Source organism: Pseudomonas sp. GW821-FHT09A09 (assembly GCF_059418405.1).
In genome coordinates, this window is the sequence record NZ_JBWKPU010000040.1 from 17931 (window position 1) to 37104 (window position 19174).

The following is a 19174-nucleotide window of genomic DNA, read 5'->3' on the forward strand; positions in this document are numbered from 1 at the left end:
GAGCTGGCTTGCCTGCGGTAGCGGTGGGTCAGCTGTAGATAGGTCAACTGACAGTCCGCCATCGCAGGCAAGCCAGCTCCCACATTTGTTCAGTGGCGCTTGTTAAATAGCGGTCCCCAAAAGGGAACGATCAGTCCCTGCTTGGGACCGTTTTAAGCAGCTGTCGCCGGGCTGACTTGCTCCAACGCCCTATCAATCAGCAACTGCCCCAGCTCCGCCATTTGCTGGATGCCGAGCAGGATTGCGCGCTGGGAGGTGTCCAGGTCGAAGGCGAGATTGCAGGTCAATGCGCTGAGGGACGAAAGGGTTTCGCTGGCGTTGACCAGCAGGGTTTCGGTGTTTTCGTGCGGATTTACGCTGAAGAGGTTGGATGAAGGGTTCGACATGCTTAAACAGATTTCGTCGGACTTGCACGTCCGTGTCACCGTTTTTTTGCGATGACCGGACGAAGACTAGGCGCGCTGGCTGCACGCGACAAGTTCATGTACAGCCCAAAATCCTGCAGGAAAAATCCGAAGCCCGCCGGTCTACAACTTCATGTCTATGCTCACCCCCCCCAAACCTTCGAGCGGATAGCTGCGGTACTCATAAACCTCACCACGAACAATGAGGTGGATGACGCCATCCACCCGAGTCACTTGGACACCAGGCTCTTTGGTTTTCAAAAAGGGGTGTGCCGACATCAGCGCTGTCAGTATCTCCCGGTCACTGCCTAAGTCCTTATAAACGTAGTACCTGTAGGAAAATCCCACTGTCGCGCCGCCTTGTCCGTCACGCGCTCCATAAATTGAGTTGCCGTTGCCCAAAGAGTGTTTCAAAACCACTTCGTCCAAATCCGGCGTGCCGGATGACATGATCCAATTGCCCCCGATATACATCAGGCAGGCTACCAGCAGGCAGTTGCGCAGGATCGGCAAGAGGCCTTTAGTAGCCCTGAGAAATTGCATACTCAATCCCCCTCCTTATCCAATATTGATCGCGAGGATCATCGCCAAAAGGTTCTCCTCCCCACCATGACCCATATTCCGGCTTGGTGGTTTCTGCGAATGTTTGAGCGGCACCTGCTGCCCGCAACAGGACATGCTCGGGAATGCCCAGCACCGTACCTGTGGCACCATAATTGAAGTTTCCGAACGCCTCATACTTCAGGCTTTTCTGTTTGTAATCCCAAGGGCCACGCCCTCGGACCTGTGAGTAGAACCACGAATACATGAACGCCGAACCTGGCTTCAAGTGCAGCCTGCGGTTGTTGGCGATAGCGATATTGTCTTGCAGCGAAACGCCTGGGGGCGCGGGTGGAACGGCCATTTGCGAGTCCTTGCTGATGGGGTTGAGCAAGAAACGCTAGCACTCAACAATCGGCAAAAATCCCCGCGAGAGACTTAAAGAGATTTCAGACCCACTTTCAGTCCGGGCCCTACACCGAGGGGTGGAGGTCGCACAGCAATTTGTAGGAGCCGGCTTGCCGGCGATTGCGGTAGGCCAGCTGTTGATGCAGTGACTGACAAGCCGCTATCGCAGGCAAGCCAGCTCCCACATTGGATCTTCAGAGGGCGTAGGTTCAGGCCAGGCCGGACTCTATCAACAGGGCTTCAAGCCCCAACAAATCCGGCACCTTCGCCACATGCTCACCCACCTGCACTGCCGCCAGTTCCAGCGGGCACAGCGGCACGTCCACGTAGCTGAGTTGACTGTCGAGCTTGTACGAGCGGGGGATCCCCTGGATTACCAGCGCAATGAACTTCAACGTCGGCCGCCCGCCCAGGGCGTTGAGCACCACGATGCGTGAGCGTTCGCCGGCGACGATGGCTTCGCCGCACGCGGCTTCAAAGCTGATCAGCGGCAGTTGCTGATCGCGCCACGTCACTTGCCGCAGGTACCACGGCGGCGCGTCGCTGGCGGGTTCGCCGCGCTGGAAGTCGATCAGCTCGGCAACCGCGACGTTGGGCAACACCAGGTGGCGGTCGGCCAGGGGCAGCAGCAGGCCGGTGAGTTGGCTGGTGCGGTGGTCAAGCATGGGACTTGCTCCAGTAGGCGATGCTTTCGAGCAGCACCGACTCTTGGTACGGCTTGCCGAGGTAGTCATTCACGCCAATGGCCATGGCGCGGTCGCGGTGTTTCTGGCCGGTGCGGGAGGTGATCATGATGATCGGCAGGCGCATCAGCCGAGGATCGTTGCGCACTTGGGTGGCCACTTCGAAGCCGTCCATGCGCGGCATTTCGATGTCCAGCAGCATCAGGTCCGGCGTGTGTTCTTCCAGCACCGCGATGGCGTCGATGCCGTCCTTGGCGGTGAGCACGTTCATGCCGTTGCGTTCCAGCAGGCGGCTGGTGACTTTGCGCACGGTGACCGAGTCGTCCACCACCAGCACCAGCAATGGGCGCTTTTTCAGCGGGTCATTGAGGACCAGCGGCGCGTCGAATGTCTGGGCCGGCAAGACCGGCTGCCGAGCGCGGATGTGCGCGAGCAAGTCGATGATCAGCACCACACGGCCGTCGCCCAGGATGGTCGCGCCGGACAAGCCCTGCACCCCCGCAAACTGCGGCCCCAGCCCCTTGACCACGATCTCCCGCGTACCCGCCATGGCGTCCACTTGCACCGCCACGCGCCGCTCGTTGCACTGCACCAGCAGCACCGGCACGGGCTGGTACTGGCCCAGCAGTTTCGGACGGCTGATGGTGTGCAACAGGTCGCCAAGGTAGAACAGTTCGTAGCGCTGGCCGGCGTATTCATAACGCGGCGGATCCTGCTGATAATGCCCCGCCAGCTCATGGGGCAGCACGCTCACCAGGCCTTCGATGGTGTTGAGCGGGATTGCGTATTGGTCGTCCGCGCACTGCACCATCAACGCCCGGTTGACCGACACGGTAAACGGCAAGCGAATACGAAAGTGCACGCCCACCCCAGGCGTCGATTCAATGAACATCGAGCCGCCCAACTGGCGCACCTCTTCATGCACCACGTCCATGCCCACGCCACGCCCGGAGATCTGCGTGATTTTTTCGGCCGTGGAAAAACCCGGCTGCAGGATGAACTGCAACACGTCGCGGTCGCTGATCTCTTGATTCGGGTCGAGCAAGCCGCGCTTGATCGCCTTGCGCCGCACGGCCTCCAGCGGTACGCCGGCGCCGTCGTCGCGCATATCGAAAACGATATCGCCGCCTTCGTGAGTCAGGTCCAGGGTGATACGGCCCTTCTCCGGCTTGCCGGCCAGCAGCCGCGCATCGCGGGATTCCAGGCCATGGTCCACCGCATTGCGCAACATGTGTTCCAGGGGCGCCGCCATGCGTTCGAGCACATTGCGGTCCATCTCGCCCTCGGCGTTGCCGACCACAAATTCCACGTCCTTGCCCAACTCGCCCGCCACTTGCCGCACGATGCGCTTGAGGCGCGGCAGCATGCGTTCGAACGGCACCATGCGCGTGCGCATCAGGCCTTCCTGCAACTCGGTGTTGATGCGTGCCTGTTGCTGCAACAGGTCATGGGCGTCCTGATTGCGACGGTCGAGCGTGTCCTTGAGGTCGAGCAGGTCGGAGGCAGATTCGGACAACGCGCGCGACAGTTGCTGCAACTGGGAATGACGGTCCATTTCCAGCGGATCGAATTCTTCATAACCCAGACGTTCGGCCTCGGCCTGCTGGCGGCTGAGGATGCGGCCCTGGGTCTCGGTGTCGAGCCGGCGCAGTTGGTCGCGCATGCGCTCAATCGTCGTTTCCACTTCGGTCAGGGCGATGCGCGCGTCGTTGACTTGTTGCTCGATGCGGCCACGGAAGATCGAGGTTTCACCGGCCAGGTTGACCAAGTCGTCCAGCAGCTCGGCGGAGATCTTCACCATGTCGGCCGTCGGGTCGACCGCCGCCTCGGCCTTGCCAGTCGGCAATGCTACCGGTACTACCGGCTCATCGCTGGGGTGTACCAGGCTTTTGATACGCTGGATCAGCTTGTCCACCGAGCCCACCGGCAAGCCATCGGCCACCGCGTCGATCATCTGGGCCAGGCGGTCATGGCAGCCTTGCAGCAGCGCAAACAGTTCTGCCGACGGCACCAACAACCCCGCCGAAAGCCCTTCGTACAGCGTCTCCAACTCGTGGGCCAGATCGCCAATCGGCACAATCTCGACCATGCGCGCACCGCCCTTGAGGGTGTGCAGGTCGCGCAGCAGGGTTTCCACTTCCTGGCGGTTGCCAGGCTCGGCTTGCCAGCGCACCAAGGCGCTGCTGGAGCTGTCGAGAATGTCGGCGGCTTCTTCGAGGAAGATATCCAGCAACTCAGGGTCGGCTCCCGACGCTGGCGCCACCACCGCGGGTGCCGTCGGTGGGTTGCCCTGGCGCACGGCGCGCAGCTTGTCGACCAGCTCACGGCTGTCGCTCAAGGGTTGCTGGCCTTGCAGCTCTTCCAGCTGCAAGGCCAGGTGTTCATGGCTGGCCATCAGCACCTGGGACAGCTCGGCGCTGTAGCTGTAGCGACGGTCTACCAGGCCTTCGTACAGGCATTCCAGCTCATGGGCCAGGTCGCCGATCGGGCCGATTTCGGCCATGCGCGCGCCGCCCTTGAGGGTGTGCAGGTCGCGTTGCAACGACGACAACGGCGCGGCGTTTTCAGGCTCCAGGAGCCAACGCTTGAGCGACTGCCCGGCACTGTCGAGGATGTCCACGGCCTCTTCGAGGAAGATCTCGACGATCTCGTCGTCCATGGCCGTTTCATGCTCCAACTGCTGGGTCGCGGCACCCAGCTCGGCAATGCTCAGCGCTCGGCTGCCATCGCTTTTGATCAGGCCAGTGGCAGATGGATCCAACGCCTCATCCAGCAGCTCACGCAGCGCCTCGACCCGAGCAGGGGCCGGGCTGATTTCCTGGCCGGCCGCCAGTTGGTCGAGCATGTTGATCAGGGCTTCATGGGCCTGTTCGGCCTCATGGAAAAACCGCTCGCTCACCGCCAGGCTGCTCTCTTCCACCGCGCCGTACAGGTCGAGCAGCGCTTCGCACAGGGCGTCGATGGCATGCAGGTCGGCGATGTGCGCGCCCTCCCCCAGGGTGGTCAGCTCATCCAGCAGCGCCGTCAGTTCCTGACGCTCGCCCGGGTGCTGTTGCCAGCGGCGCAGCAGGTTTTCGGCGTCGAGCAGGATGTCCATGCCCTGGGCCAGGAAGTTGGCGATCAACTGCGGGTCGCGCTTGATGCGCAGGCCCGTGTGCGGGGCGTCGAGCAGCGCGGTCAGTTGGCTGTCGAGCAGGCTTTGGGTGCGACTGATCAAGTCTTCGGCGCCCTTGATCGGCGCCAGCGGGTCGCGGTCCAGCTGGCGCACCCCACGCTGGAACAGGCCTTCGGCCTCCAGCAGCAACTCCACTTCGTCCAGGTCCAGCGGCAGGCGGTGAGCCTTGTACTCGCGGGTCAGGTGGTCGAGCGGGCGGGCCAGTTCGGCGATAGGCAACACGCCGGCCATATAGGCACTGCCCTTGAGGGTGTGCAGGGCGCGTTGCAGTTCATCGCTGACTTGCAGCGGCACATGTTCAGCGGCCTGTTGCAGGAAGTGGTTGAGGCTGTCCAGATGGCTCTGGGCTTCGTTGCGGAAGATCTCCAGCAACATCGGGTCATGGGCTTCAGCCGCTGGCTCGGGCGTGCCGCTGGCCAAGGCGTGGGCGCGGGCGGCCAGGGCGTCGACTTCATCGCGCTGGTGTTGATCGTCGGTGGCGAAATCGGCGATCAGCTCCGGCAGCAAGGCCACCGTTTCATCCAACACTTCTTGTACTTCGGGGCCCAAAGCCACGCTGCGTTCCAGCACGCGGTTGAGCAGGTTCTCCACGGCCCAGGCCAGCTCGGCCAGCACCAGGGCGCGCACCATGCGGCCGCTGCCTTTCAAGGTGTGGAAGGCGCGGCGCATTTCGCCCTGGGCGGTTTTGTCGGCACTGTTGGGCAGGTAGCGGTGCAGCACCTCGAGGACTTCGTCGGTTTCTTCAAGGAAGACTTCGCGCAGTTCGTCGTCGATGGGTTCTTCATCGTCCGGGGGTGGCAACAGGCTGCCCGGGCGTTGCAGGGCCGGCGGGTTCAGGCGCGACGTCGGGCTGGCCAGCGCATCGAACTGGGACTGGCTCGGGGTGGCTTCGGTGGTCAGCGCACCCTCCGGCGCAACCAGCGCCTGGCGCCACGGTTTTTCAGCCGGCAGGTAACCGAGTGCCGCAAGGCCTTCGGTGGCCAATTCCAGCACCCGCTCGCCTGCGGCATCCGGGTCCTGGAGCATGCGTTCCAGGTAGTACTCCAGGCTGCTGATCACATCGGCAAAATGCCCCAGTTGCACCTCGGACGGCGTCGTGTCGCCGCTCATCAGCTGCTCATCGACGTAATCGGTGCAGCCGCGCATCAGGCTCGCTGCGCGTGGCAGGGGAATCATCGCCAGGGCGCCGCGCACCTGGCTCAGCAACTCCGGCAGAGACTCCAGGCGCTGGCGGTCCCAATGGGCCTCGATGCAGTCGATCACCAGTTCCTTGGCTTGCTTGAGGCACTGGCAGGATTCGCGGATCACCAACTGGTGGATCTGAGTCAGGTCGGTGGTGGGCAGGCGGCTTTCTTCGCGGCTTTCCGGTTCGACGGTGCCGACCATGCCCGCCAGCGTGGCTTCGACATAAAGCAAGGCGCCCGCAACGTCCATCAACACGGCGTCGTTGGGTTCGCGTTGGCCCTGGACCAGGCTCAGTACCACGGCCAACTGGTCGATGATCACTTTGCGCGGCTGGCCGAAGCCCAGCACCGCCAGGGTGTCGGCGATCTGCCGCAGCGGCGCGAGCAAGGCCTCAAGGTCGCTGGTGTGCTGGCGATCGCTGCGCACGAACAGGTCGAGACGCTCCTTGACCCGCACCAGTTCTTCGCACAACGCGCCAAGCACCGAGCCCATGGCATTGCGGTCCGGCCCGGCCAGGCGCGCACGCTCGGCATCGACCACGGCACTGTCGGGCAAGGCTTCGTCCAGGCCGTAGCGTTCTTTCAGGCTTTGCATGCGCGGCGTCGGTCGGGTCACTTTGGCGACGTAGAACAACAGGCTTTTGAGCAGTTCATCCGGCGCTGGTTGGTTGATGCCGCCGATGCCTTGGGCCAACAGGCGCTTGAGTTGCTTGTCGCTGGCCTTGAGCAGGCTGCGCAGGGCCGGGCTGTTGGCGATCACGCCGGTGAGCATGCCTTCGACCAGCGCCGAGGTGACTTGCCACAACGGCAGCAGCGGCGCGCCTTGGCACAGCGCTTCGAGGCGCGCAAAGACCCGCGCCATGTCTTCCAGGTTGCTGGGGCCGTGGTCTTCGCGCAGCAGGCCGGCGAGGGCTTGTTGCAAGAGTTGGTGCCACTGACGCAGTTGTTCGTGCAGGTCGGGCAACGCACGCTGGGCCAGGGCTTCGTCGGGCAGCGGCGCAATCGACAGCAGCTGCGGGCTGAACAGGCTGGTCTCCGACAACAGGCTTTCGCCGCGCGCACTGCGCAGGTCGTTGAGCAGTGGCAAGACCACCAGCGGCAAGTCGCGGCGGGCGCTGTGCACGCGGTCCAGGTACAGCGGCAGCTGGTTGAGGGCCTGTTGCAGCAGGCGGATGCTTTCGTCGCGCTGGCTGACGTGCCCGGCCTGGAGTGCCAGGGCGAGTTCTTCAAGCTCTTCGGCCAGCAGGGCCGCGCCGTAGAACTCGACCATCTGCAGCGCGCCATGCACCTGATGGATGCCGGCCAGGCACTCGCCGATGGCGTCGGCGTCAGCGGTCTCGACGAAGGCATCCAGCGCCGAACGCGCCTGTTTCAGGGTTTCGGCAATGTCGCCCTTGACCCATTCGAGGGCCACGTAGTCGTGCCGATCAACCATAACTGCTCCGCTTAGAATTCGTGGGTTGCTGGTGTTGCTAGGATCTCCAGACGGGTGGAGATCAACTGTGGGAGCTGGCTTGCCTGCGATAGCGGTGGGTCAGCTATACATGGGCCAGTTGATAGATCGCTATCGCAGGCAAGCCAGCTCCCACAATTGGACAGTGGTGTTCTTTAAAATGCATTTCAATTGTCGACCTGCTTGGGCGGCGGCAAGGTGAACCCCGACACCGACCGCCGCAACTGGCTGGCCATCTTCGCCAGGTTGCCGATGCTTTCGGCGGTGGCCGTGGAGCCCGACGAGGTCTGGGTGGTGATCTGCTGGATCACGTTCATGGTCAGGGAAATCTGCCCTGCCGACGAAGTCTGCTGCTGCGCCGCGTTGGAAATGCTCTGGATCAACGCCGCCAGGGTTTTCGACACGCCTTCGATTTCTTCCAGGGCCACCCCCGCGTCCTGGGCCAGCCGTGCACCGCGCACCACTTCGGTGGTGGTCTGCTCCATGGAAATCACGGCTTCGTTGGTGTCGGCCTGGATCGCGCGCACCAGGGTTTCGATCTGCCGCGTAGCCGCCGACGAGCGCTCGGCCAGCCGTTGCACTTCGTCGGCGACCACGGCAAAACCGCGCCCGGCGTCCCCGGCCATGCTCGCCTGGATCGCGGCGTTGAGGGCCAGGATGTTGGTCTGGTCGGCAATGTCGTCGATCAGGCTGACGATGTCGCCAATCTCCTGGGACGACTCGCCCAGGCGCTTGATGCGCTTGGCGGTGTCCTGGATCTGCTCGCGAATGTTGTCCATGCCGTGGATGGTGTTGTGCACCACCTCGTTGCCCTTGTTGGCGATCTCTACCGAGCGCTCCGCCACCGCCGAGGATTCGGCGGCGTTGGCCGAGACCTGGTCGATGGACTGGGCCATCTCGTTGATCGCGGTGGACGCTTCGGCAATCTGCTGGGCCTGGTGCTCCGAAGCCTGGGCCAGGTGCATGGCGGTGGCCTGGGTGTCCTGCACCGCGCCGGCGACTTGGCCGGCGGTGAGGTTGATGGTGGCGACCAGGTCGCGCAGTTGGTCCACGGAGTAGTTGATCGAATCGGCGATGGTGCCGGTGAAGTCTTCAGTCACCGAAGCAGTCACCGTCAGGTCGCCATCGGCGAGGTCTTCGATTTCATCGAGCAGGCGCATGATCGCGTTCTGGTTGCGCTCGTTCTTCTCGGCGGTTTCATGCAGCTGGCGGTTGGTTTCGCGCACCATTACCAGGCCGATCAGGATGATCGAGGTCAGCGCCAGCAGGCCCAGCACATAGCCGCCGATGGTGTCGAAACTGCGCCCGCTGGCGAGGTTTTCAAACCCGGTGGCCAGGTGCGAGGCTTCATCGAGCAGGGTTTGCGACAGGTTGAAGATATTGCTCGCCGACGCCCGCACCTGGAACAGTTGCGGCGAGGTTTCGAGGATTTCATCCACAGAGCCCGAGACGAATTCGAACAACTCGGCGATTTCCGCCAGCCGTGCCCGGGCGTCGTGGTCTTCGACCTGGCTGATGCGCAACCCGGCGTTGCCCTGGAGCATGCCGTTGAGCACCTGGCCGAAGCGGTTGGCGTCGCGACCAAAGGCGTCGGCGGCCTGGGCGGCGGTTTCGTCGCCGGCGAGCACAGTGTTCACGGCGCCCAGGATTCGCTCGGCCAACAACGACTGGCGTTGGGCCAGGGCTACTTGGCTGGCCGGGGCACCACGTTGCAGAAGGATGTCGACGACTTTTTCCGACTCCATCTGCAACTGCGGCACCGTTTCGGCCAGGGTCGCGGCCACTTGGTGCAATGACAGCACCGTCTGCTCGCTGGCGAGAATCGCGTCGGTGTTTTTCAGCAGCGCTTCCCAATCGGTCTGCACCGCACGCATCTCGGCACGCACGGCGTTGGGTGCGGCAGGCAGGCCGGTCTCGATGTCGCCTTTTTTCAGGTAGCCCCAGCGCTGGGCGAAGTCGTTGCGCGCGTCAGACAGCAACTTGAACGCCGCCGCCTTGCCGGCCGCGGCTTCGGTGGCGTTCTTGGCGATACGCTGGGACAGCACGCGAAGCTCGCCGGCGTGGCCGATGTACTGTTTGTCGTAGGTGGACTGGGTGTTGAGGTACGCGAAGTTGGCGAACAGCAACATGATGAACACGATCAACGCGATGAACAGCACGATGATCTGCGAGCGACTGCGCGAGGCGGCTTGGGGTTTGGGCGTGGTAGCGGTGGTCATGCGGCAACATCCATGAAGCCTGGGGCCTGGGCCAGAGCGAAGGGGCTGAAGACCTGCCACAGCTGGTCGCCGTCGAACTGGCCCTGGATAAACGGCGCGCTGGAGAGCGTGCCCGTCAACAATGCGTCTTGCGCGAAATGCTGCATGCCCACCACCTCGTCTACCAGCAGTCCGACGAACAGGTCGTTGTATTCCACTACCAGTACCCGCCGCTGCTTGCGCACCCGGGACAGCTCCAGGCCGAGAAAACCGCCAAGGTCCATCACCGGCAGCAAGCGCCCGCGCAGGTTGGCCACGCCCTTGACCCAGGGTTTTACGCCCGGCATCACGGTGCAGCGCGGCTCATGCAGGACTTCGGCGACTTCGCCCATGGGCGCCACATACCAGTGCGGCCCCAGGCGAAAGCCGATCCCGCTCCAGCGTTGCAGGCGGGTTTCCTGGGATGGCAGGTCGGCGGCCAGCAGGCGGCAGCGGCGGTCAATGTCCAGCAACAGCTCGAAGGCGGTTTGCGACTCGGTCATGGTGGCGAACCGTCAGCCGGCCAGCACCTTGTTCAGGGTGGCAATCAGGGTTTCTTCGTCCACCGGCTTGGTCAGGTAGTCCTTGGCCCCTTGGCGGGCGCCCCAGATCTTGTCGGTCTCCTGGTCCTTGGTGGTGATGATGATGATCGGGATACCGTTGGTTTCCGGCTCCTTGGACAGCTGGCGGGTGGCCTGGAAGCCATTGAGGCCCGGCATCACGATGTCCATCAGCACAGCGTCGGGCAGTTCCTGGCGGGCCAGGGCCACGCCGTCCGCGCCGTTTTCGGCTTTCAGGACCTGGTGGCCATGCTTTTCCAGCATGCCGGTCAGTTTGTACATTTCGGTCGGCGAATCGTCGACGATCAGAACACGTGCCATGGTTTTCCCCACTACATTGGTTGGCGCCAGCCCTTGTGAGGCGACGTCAGTGTGCTTGTTCTACTGCGGCGAAGGCAGGCACGTAGGCCTTGATCGCACCCAGCAGTTCTTCCTTGCTGAAAGGCTTGGTCAAAAACTGATCGACACCCACGATGCGCCCCTTGGCCTTGTCGAACAGGCCGTCCTTGGAGGACAGCATGATCACCGGGATCGACTTGAACGCCGGGTTGTTCTTCACCAGCGCGCAAGTCTGGTAGCCATCCAGGCGCGGCATCATGATGTCGACAAAAATAATGTGCGGGTGATGATCAACAATCCGGGCCAGGGCATCGAAACCGTCGATGGCCGTGATGACGTCGCACCCTGCGTTCTTCAACAGTGTTTCGGCGGTGCGGCGGATCGTTTTCGAATCGTCGATCACCATCACTCTCAAGGCGTTGGAATGCTGTTCCATATCTGCTCTACCATCGCCACAGCGAATCGGTTTTCGGTGTGTACTGCCTGATGTCTCACAGGATGAGCGCCGCAAGCCCTGAAATCCAAGGGCTGCTGCACCGTGGCAGTCTTTTTAGCACAGTCTTGGGGTGCAATCTATCGAGCGGCCTGCCCGGTGGTTTTTCCTTGACCCACAACAGCCGCAGCGCCACTCTGACGCCACTTTTATGCGCCCTAATTTGCTAGAGGAAATCCCCCATGAGCGTTCGCGTCGGCATTGTCATGGACCCTATCGCCAGCATTTCCTATAAAAAGGACAGCTCGCTGGCCATGCTCCTGGCCGCTCAGGCCCGCGGCTGGACCCTGTTCTACATGGAGCAGCGCGACCTTTACCAGGGCGACGGCGAGGCCCGTGCACGCATGCGCCCGCTGCAGGTGTTTGCCAACCCGGAGAAGTGGTTCGAGCTGGCCGACGAAATCGACAGCCCGCTGAGCGATCTGGACGTGATCCTGATGCGCAAGGACCCGCCGTTCGACATGGAGTTTGTCTACTCCACCTACCTGCTGGAGCAGGCCGAGCGCGCCGGCGTGTTGATCGTCAACAAGCCGCAGAGCCTGCGCGACTGCAATGAAAAGCTGTTCGCCACCCTGTTCCCGCAGTGCACGCCGCCGACCGTGGTCAGCCGCCGCGCCGACGTGCTGCGTGAATTCGCGGCCAAGCACGGTGATGTAATCCTCAAGCCACTGGACGGCATGGGCGGCACCTCGATCTTCCGTCACCGCGCCGGAGACCCGAACCTGTCGGTGATCCTCGAAACCCTGACCGCGCTGGGCACCCAGCAGATCATGGGCCAGGCGTACCTGCCGGCGATCAAGGACGGCGACAAGCGCATCCTGATGATCGACGGCGAGCCCGTGGATTACTGCCTGGCGCGCATCCCGGCAGCCGGCGAGACCCGTGGCAACCTGGCGGCCGGTGGCCGTGGCGAAGCACGCCCGTTGTCGGACAAGGATCGCTGGATCGCCTCCCAGGTCGGCCCGACCCTGCGCGAAAAAGGCCTGCTGTTTGTAGGCCTGGACGTGATTGGTGAAAACCTCACCGAAATCAACGTGACCAGCCCGACCTGCATCCGCGAGATCGACAACGCCTTTGGTACCAACATCGGCGAAATGTTGATGGCCGCCATCGAGCGCAAGCTACAAGCCAAGTGACATAGAACAGCCGGACACCAACCAACATTGCGTTATCATGCGCCACCTGTGAAACGCGCGATGTTGGTTTTTTTGTCATGACACTCCCGTCCGATCTGCCCCCCGAACTCTCCCACAGCGGCGTGCGCCCGGCTGATCGGCTCGGATTTACCCTGTTCCTGGCAGCATTGATTCACCTGGCCCTGATCCTCGGCGTGGGTTTCACCATGGTCGAGCCCAAGCAGATCACCAAGACCCTGGAAATCACCCTCGCCACGTTCAAGAGCGAGAAAAAGCCGGAAAAAGCCGACTTTCTCGCCCAGGAGAACCAGCAAGGCAGCGGCACCCTCGACAAGAAGGCCGTGCCCAAGACCACCGAAGTGGCGCCGTTCCAGGACAACAAGGTCAATAAAGTCACCCCGCCTCCGGCCCCCAAACCCGAGGTCAAGCAAGCCGCGCCCAAGGCCGCCGTGACTACCGTCGCGCCCAAGCCGCAAAAAGCACCAACCCAGCGCGTAAAAGCCAAGACCGAACCAACCCCTGAACCGGTGAAGCCGGCGCCCACCTTCGACAGCTCACAGCTTTCCGACCAGATCTCCAGCCTGGAAGCCGAACTGGCCAACGAACAACAGCTGTACGCCAAGCGCCCGCGCATCTACCGGCTGAACGCGGCCTCGACCATGCGCGACAAAGGCGCCTGGTATAAGGACGAATGGCGCAAGAAGGTCGAGCGCATCGGCAACCTCAACTACCCGGATGAGGCACGTCGCCAGCAGATTTACGGCAATTTGCGCTTGCTGGTGTCGATCAACCGCGACGGCACACTCTATGAAGTGCAGGTGCTGGAATCGTCCGGCCAGCCGCTGCTGGACCAGGCCGCCCAGCGCATCGTGCGCCTGGCCGCGCCCTTTGCCCCGTTTACCGGGGACCTGAACGATGTCGACCGCCTGGAAATTATCCGCACCTGGAAGTTCGCCAAGGGCGACCGCCTGTCCAGCAACTGACGCAGATCCCGCGTAGGAGCCGGCTTGCCGGCGATGCGGCATGTGTGTCTTGCGGTGTCTGAACGGACGCCATCGCCGGCAAGCCGGCTCCTACAGGGTTCGCGTTTAACATGAAAGGTGGGCCTGCCGTGCATCCCCGGCTTGTCAGTTCGCCCCTCCACCGCCACACTAGCGGACATGAAAAATGTCAGCCCGACCTACCTCAAGCACCAATTCCTGATCGCCATGCCCCACATGGCCGACCCGAACTTTGCGCAGACCTTGACCTACATCGTCGAGCACACCGCCAATGGTGCCATGGGGCTGGTGATCAACCGCCCGCAAGAGCTGAACCTGGCGGACATCCTTGAGCAACTGCGCCCGGAAATCGATCCGCCAGCCCGTTGCCAGCATGTACCGATCTACGTTGGCGGGCCGGTGCAGACCGATCGCGGTTTCGTGCTGCACCCCACCGGGCCGAAGTTCCAGGCCACGGTCGACCTTGAAGGGGTTTCGCTGTCCACGTCCCAGGACGTGCTGTTCGCCATCGCCGACGGCATAGGCCCCGAACAAAGCGTGATCACCCTGGGTTACGCCGGTTGGGAAGCAGGCCAGCTGGAGGCCGAACTGGCCAGTAATGCCTGGCTGACCTGCCCGTTCGATGCCGAAATCCTGTTCAACACCCCCAGCGAACTGCGCCTGGAAGCAGCGGCGGCCAAGCTGCGGGTCAACCTCAGCCTGCTGACCAGCCAGGCGGGGCACGCCTGATGGCTTTGCGGCTGATTTTAGGGTTTGACTACGGCACCAAACAGATCGGCGTGGCGGTCGGCCAGGTCATTACCGGCCAGGCCCGCGAGCTGTGCACCTTGAAAGCCCAGAACGGCGTGCCGGACTGGAACCAGGTCGAAGCCCTCATTAAAGAGTGGAAGCCCGACGCCGTGGTGGTCGGCCTGCCCTTGAACATGGACGGTACTCCCAGCGACATGTGCCTGCGCGCTGAGAAATTCGCCCGCCGCCTCAACGGCCGCTACAACCTGCCCTTCTATACCCACGACGAACGCCTCACCACCTTTGAAGCCAAGGGTGAACGCCGTGACCGTGGCGGGCAGAAAGGCAGCTACCGCGACAACCCCGTGGACGCCATCGCCGCCGCCTTGTTGTTGCAGGGCTGGTTGGATGAAAACACCGCTTTATTTGAATCCTGACTGACGCGGCTTGCCGCGTCTTTTTACGTTTGAGCCCGGACCCTGCCTGCGGCAAGGTCCTGAAGGAGCCTGCATGAGCCTGCCGAACCCCGCCGAACTGATCAGCCAGATGGCCACAAGCCTCACGGCCCATCTGCAACACCGCAACATCAGCGAGCCGCGCTTCATCGGCATTCGCACCGGCGGCGTGTGGGTGGCCCAGGCGCTGCTGGAAGCGCTGGGCAGCGATTCGCCATTGGGTACCCTCGACGTGTCCTTCTACCGCGATGACTTCAGCCAGAACGGCCTGCACCCGCAAGTGCGCCCTTCTGCCCTGCCGTTCGAGATCGAAGGCCAGCACCTGGTGCTGATCGACGACGTGCTGATGAGCGGCCGCACCATCCGCGCCGCCATGAACGAACTGTTCGACTACGGCCGCCCGGCCAGCGTGACCCTGGTATGCCTGCTGGACCTGGACGCCGGCGAATTGCCTATCAGCCCGGATGTGGTCGGCGCCACACTGTCGCTTGCACCCCACCAGCGGGTAAAATTGACCGGTCCTACGCCGCTCGAACTCGAACTGCAAGACCTCGCCCTTTAAACCGCCTTGTAAAGAGTCCCCGCGATGACGCCTCTAGATGCCAAGCGCCCGCTGCAGCTCAATGCTCAGGGCCAGTTGCAACACTTCTTGTCCCTCGACGGTTTGCCCCGCGAACTGCTCACCGAGATCCTCGACACCGCCGACTCGTTCCTCGAAGTCGGTGGCCGGGCGGTGAAGAAGGTCCCGCTGCTGCGCGGCAAGACCATCTGCAACGTGTTCTTCGAGAACTCGACCCGCACCCGCACCACCTTTGAACTGGCGGCCCAGCGGTTGTCAGCCGACGTGATCACGCTGAACGTGTCCACCTCGTCGGCGAGCAAGGGCGAAACCCTGCTCGACACCCTGCGCAACCTGGAAGCCATGGCCGCCGACATGTTCGTGGTGCGCCACGGCGACTCCGGCGCCGCGCACTTCATCGCCGAGCACGTGTGCCCACAGGTGGCGATCATCAACGGCGGCGACGGTCGTCACGCCCACCCGACCCAGGGCATGCTCGACATGCTCACCATCCGTCGGCACAAGGGCAGCTTTGAAAACCTCTCGGTGGCCATCGTCGGCGACATCCTGCACTCGCGGGTAGCACGCTCGAACATGCTGGCCCTGAAGGCCCTGGGCTGCCCGGATATCCGCGTGATCGCACCCAAAACCCTGCTGCCGATCGGCATCGAGCAATACGGCGTGAAGGTCTACACCGACATGGCCGAAGGCCTCAAGGATGTGGACGTGGTGATCATGCTACGCCTGCAGCGCGAGCGCATGGCTGGCGGCCTGCTGCCGAGCGAGGGCGAGTTCTACCGCCTGTTCGGCCTGACCACTGCGCGCCTGGCCGGCGCCAAGCCGGATGCCATCGTGATGCACCCGGGCCCGATCAACCGGGGGGTGGAGATTGAGTCGGCGGTGGCCGACGGCCCACAGTCGGTGATACTCAACCAGGTCACCTACGGCATCGCCGTGCGCATGGCCGTACTGTCCATGGCCATGAGCGGGCAAACCGCGCAACGTCAATTCGAGCAGGAGAACGCCCAGTGAAGCTCAGCATTCTCGGCGCCCGAGTCATTGATCCGGCCAGTGGCCTGGATCACGTTACCGATCTGCACATGGAAGCCGGCAAGCTCATCGCCATCGGCGCTGCGCCTGCGGGTTTCAGCGCGATTGAAACCATCGATGCCAAAGGCCTGGTGGCTGCACCCGGCCTGGTCGACCTGAACGTCGCCCTGCGCGAGCCGGGCTACAGCCGCAAAGGCAACATCACCAGCGAAACCCGCGCCGCCGCTGCCGGTGGCGTGACCAGCCTGTGCTGCCCGCCGCACACCAAGCCGATCCTGGACACCTCGGCCGTGACCGAGCTGATCCTCGACCGCGCCCGCGAAGCCGGCAATTGCAAGGTGTTCCCTATCGGCGCCCTGAGCAAAGGCCTGGAAGGCGAACAGCTCGCCGAGCTGATCGCCTTGCGTGACGCCGGTTGCGTGGCCTTCGGCAATGGCCTGGAGAGCTTTCGCAGCACCCGCACGCTGTTGCGCGCCCTGGAATACGCAGCCACCTTCGACCTGACGGTGATCTTCCATTCCCAGGACCGCGACCTGGCCGAAGGCGGCCTGGCCCATGAAGGCGCCGTGGCCAGCTTCCTCGGCTTGCCGGGCATTCCGGAAACCGCCGAGACCGTGGCCCTGGCCCGCGATCTGCTGCTGGTGGAACAAAGCGGGGTACGCGCGCACTTCAGCCAGTTGACCAGCGCACGCGGTGTCGCCTTGATCGCCCAGGCCCAGGCCCGTGGCCTGCCGGTCACGGCGGACGTGGCGCTGTATCAGCTGATTCTGACGGATGAGGCGCTGATCGATTTCTCCAGCCTTTACCACGTGCAGCCGCCGCTGCGCACCCACGCCGACCGCGAAGGTTTGCGCGCGGCGGTGAAGTCGGGTGTGGTTTCGGCGATCTCCAGCCATCACCAGCCGCACGAGCGGGATGCCAAGCTGGCACCGTTTGGTGCAACTGAGCCGGGCATCAGCAGTGTCGAACTGTTGCTGCCGCTGGCCATGACGCTGGTGGAAGACGGTTTGCTGGACTTGCCGACACTGCTGGCACGCCTGAGCGCAGGCCCGGCCCAGGCTTTGCGCCTGCCGGCGGGGAAGTTGGCGGTGGGTTCGCCGGCCGACCTGGTGCTGTTCGACCTGGGCAGCTCAACGGTTGCCGGGGAGCAGTGGCTGTCCAAGGGTGAAAACTGCCCGTTCATCGGCCATAGCCTGCCGGCGACGGTGCGTTACACGCTGGTAGACGGACGCATCAGCTACCAGGCCTGATAGAACACATCTAATGTGGGTTCGGTCCCTGTGGGAGCTGGCTTGCCTGCGATAGCATCACCTCGGTTGAACTGAAAGACCGAGGTGCCTGCATCGCAGGCAAGCCAGCTCCCACACAAGTCGGCGCCACATTTAAGGGTGTGCAGATTCAGCGGCCGTTATTGCGCTCGGCATTGCGGATCGAAATCTGCGTATTCAGCGTCCAGAAGTCGTACAGCACCCCCACCAGGAACAAGCCGCCGGTCAGCAGGTAGATCAGGCCGGTGATCCATTTACCCTGGTACATGCGGTGCACACCGAACACGCCGAGGAACGCCAATAGAATCCAGGCCACGTTGTATTCGATCGGTCCGGCGGTAAAACGCATGTCCGCTTCACGGTCCATGGCCGGGATGAGGAACAGGTCGATCAGCCAACCTACGCCCAACAAGCCGAAGGTGAAAAACCAGATCGTCCCGGTCACCGGTTTGCCGTAGTAGAAGCGATGGGCACCGGTAAAACCGAAAATCCACAGCAGGTAGCCAATCACCTTGCTATGGGTGTCTGACTGCGAATAATCCTGTCGATAGGTGTTCATGAAGGACCTCTTTTGCCTCGATAGATAAATTTTTTCATTTTCTTTGTGACTTTTTTACGGGCGCCCGACGTACGGCAAATGGTATCTTCCCTCCCCTGAAAGCCTTATGCCACCTGACTTGTGTAGGACAATTGCGGCGTTTCGTCGCGTATTTCCTGATTTTGACGTCAACATTCAGTCGACAAACGGCCTGAGAACGACACAAAAAGCTGTTATAAAGTTGCGCGCAAACCTAAAAGAGCCACGCCTAATGCGACCATTTTTCAAGACATGGCTAACCATCTGCCTATTAATGCCACTGGCCGCCCACGCCACCAATCGTGAGCAACGACTTCCGAACGTTAATGGTTTCACCCCTAAAGTCCACAGCACACCGAGCACCGCCAAGTCGGTAAAGCTGACCGTCAACCGCCCGACTCAAGTGAGCAAGGTTCACGGTAAAGCTGTTCACACCGCACTGGCTGCCAGCAACACCAAGCAAAGCAGCAACGTCCTCAGCCGCGCCGTCAACGTGCTCGGTACTCCTTATCGTTGGGGCGGCAGCAGCCCAAGTAAAGGGTTCGACTGCAGTGGTTTGGTGAAATATGCGTTTAACGACGTAAAAGCCGTGGATTTGCCGCGTACTTCCAACGCCATGGCCGCTGGCCACGGGCTGAAGGTTGATCGCAAGGACCTGAAACCCGGTGACCTGTTGTTCTTCAAACTGAAGAGCCGCCAGGTCAACCACGTTGCCATCTACCTGGGCAATGACCGCTTTATCCACGCACCGCGTCGCGGCAAGGCCGTCAGCATCGACACGCTGAAAAAGCCGTTCTGGGACAAGAACTACGTGATTGCCAAGCGGGTGTTGCCAAAAGAGCAGAACAACCTGCGCGTCGTTCAGCGCTGATACCTAGCTCCCCATTTGAAATGCAATCAACTGTGGGAGCTGGCTTGCCTGC

The 19174-nt window shown here is 62.5% G+C and carries 18 protein-coding genes; 8 read left to right on the forward strand and 10 right to left on the reverse strand.

All coding sequences use genetic code 11. The features are described from left to right. Positions 1-152: 152 nt before the first annotated feature. From AC07OV_RS26190 to pilG, 9 genes are all read right to left on the reverse strand, one after another. Positions 153-386 (reverse strand): DUF6124 family protein, encoded by a 234-nt coding sequence (locus AC07OV_RS26190; RefSeq protein WP_495093268.1) that lies wholly within the window; start codon positions 384-386, stop codon positions 153-155. 141 nt (positions 387-527) lie between these two features. After that, positions 528-947, reverse strand: coding sequence for a hypothetical protein (locus tag AC07OV_RS26195; protein WP_495093279.1), 420 nt, complete (start codon positions 945-947; stop codon positions 528-530). Beyond that, the gene (locus AC07OV_RS26200) at positions 925-1308 is read right to left on the reverse strand and encodes a polymorphic toxin type 44 domain-containing protein (protein ID WP_176996754.1); all 384 of its coding nucleotides are present in this window, start codon (positions 1306-1308) and stop codon (positions 925-927) included. Before AC07OV_RS26200 ends, AC07OV_RS26195 begins: the two co-directional genes overlap by 23 nt. A gap of 253 nt (positions 1309-1561) precedes the next feature. Beyond that, positions 1562-2017: a chemotaxis protein CheW gene (locus AC07OV_RS26205; RefSeq protein ID WP_495093269.1), complete on the reverse strand. Its 456-nt coding sequence runs from the start codon at positions 2015-2017 to the stop codon at positions 1562-1564. After that, complete coding sequence (locus tag AC07OV_RS26210) at positions 2010-7829, reverse strand: Hpt domain-containing protein (protein WP_495093270.1); 5820 nt, start codon at positions 7827-7829, stop codon at positions 2010-2012. The genes AC07OV_RS26205 and AC07OV_RS26210 overlap by 8 nt, the downstream gene beginning before the upstream one ends. Before the next feature lie 185 nt (positions 7830-8014). Then, a complete protein-coding gene (locus AC07OV_RS26215) occupies positions 8015-10066 on the reverse strand; it encodes a methyl-accepting chemotaxis protein (RefSeq protein ID WP_176996757.1) in 2052 nt (683 codons plus the stop codon). Beyond that, positions 10063-10587: a chemotaxis protein CheW gene (locus AC07OV_RS26220; RefSeq protein WP_494996222.1), complete on the reverse strand. Its 525-nt coding sequence runs from the start codon at positions 10585-10587 to the stop codon at positions 10063-10065. The genes AC07OV_RS26215 and AC07OV_RS26220 overlap by 4 nt, the downstream gene beginning before the upstream one ends. A 12-nt stretch (positions 10588-10599) precedes the next feature. Next, complete coding sequence (gene pilH, locus AC07OV_RS26225) at positions 10600-10965, reverse strand: twitching motility response regulator PilH (protein WP_016976047.1); 366 nt, start codon at positions 10963-10965, stop codon at positions 10600-10602. 46 nt (positions 10966-11011) lie between these two features. After that, positions 11012-11419 carry a twitching motility response regulator PilG gene (gene pilG / locus AC07OV_RS26230; RefSeq protein ID WP_016972942.1) on the reverse strand — a complete coding sequence of 136 codons (408 nt, stop codon included), beginning with the start codon at positions 11417-11419 and terminating at the stop codon, positions 11012-11014. A gap of 239 nt (positions 11420-11658) precedes the next feature. On the opposite strand from pilG, the gene gshB reads away from it, so the two are divergent. From gshB to AC07OV_RS26265, 7 genes are all read left to right on the forward strand, one after another. Next, the gene (gshB, locus tag AC07OV_RS26235; RefSeq protein ID WP_159960633.1) at positions 11659-12612 is read left to right on the forward strand and encodes a glutathione synthase; all 954 of its coding nucleotides are present in this window, start codon (positions 11659-11661) and stop codon (positions 12610-12612) included. Positions 12613-12689: 77 nt separating this feature from the next. Next, positions 12690-13595 carry an energy transducer TonB gene (locus AC07OV_RS26240; protein ID WP_495093271.1) on the forward strand — a complete coding sequence of 302 codons (906 nt, stop codon included), beginning with the start codon at positions 12690-12692 and terminating at the stop codon, positions 13593-13595. 177 nt (positions 13596-13772) lie between these two features. Further along, positions 13773-14342 carry a YqgE/AlgH family protein gene (locus AC07OV_RS26245; protein ID WP_176996760.1) on the forward strand — a complete coding sequence of 190 codons (570 nt, stop codon included), beginning with the start codon at positions 13773-13775 and terminating at the stop codon, positions 14340-14342. Beyond that, positions 14342-14779: a Holliday junction resolvase RuvX gene (ruvX, locus tag AC07OV_RS26250; protein WP_003195067.1), complete on the forward strand. Its 438-nt coding sequence runs from the start codon at positions 14342-14344 to the stop codon at positions 14777-14779. Before AC07OV_RS26245 ends, ruvX begins: the two co-directional genes overlap by 1 nt. Before the next feature lie 73 nt (positions 14780-14852). After that, positions 14853-15359 (forward strand): bifunctional pyr operon transcriptional regulator/uracil phosphoribosyltransferase PyrR, encoded by a 507-nt coding sequence (pyrR, locus tag AC07OV_RS26255; protein WP_176996761.1) that lies wholly within the window; start codon positions 14853-14855, stop codon positions 15357-15359. 24 nt (positions 15360-15383) lie between these two features. Continuing rightward, positions 15384-16388: an aspartate carbamoyltransferase catalytic subunit gene (locus tag AC07OV_RS26260; protein WP_010207224.1), complete on the forward strand. Its 1005-nt coding sequence runs from the start codon at positions 15384-15386 to the stop codon at positions 16386-16388. Then, the gene (locus AC07OV_RS26265; RefSeq protein ID WP_495093272.1) at positions 16385-17656 is read left to right on the forward strand and encodes a dihydroorotase; all 1272 of its coding nucleotides are present in this window, start codon (positions 16385-16387) and stop codon (positions 17654-17656) included. Before AC07OV_RS26260 ends, AC07OV_RS26265 begins: the two co-directional genes overlap by 4 nt. Positions 17657-17804: 148 nt before the next feature. Here the strand turns inward: AC07OV_RS26265 and AC07OV_RS26270 are convergent, their stop codons facing one another. After that, a complete protein-coding gene (locus AC07OV_RS26270; protein WP_495093273.1) occupies positions 17805-18233 on the reverse strand; it encodes an NINE protein in 429 nt (142 codons plus the stop codon). A 250-nt stretch (positions 18234-18483) separates the two neighbouring features. Between AC07OV_RS26270 and AC07OV_RS26275 the strand changes: the two genes are divergently transcribed. Next, on the forward strand, positions 18484-19122 hold the full coding sequence (locus AC07OV_RS26275) for a C40 family peptidase (RefSeq protein ID WP_259172546.1): 639 nt from the start codon (positions 18484-18486) through the stop codon (positions 19120-19122). Positions 19123-19174 lie beyond the last annotated feature (52 nt).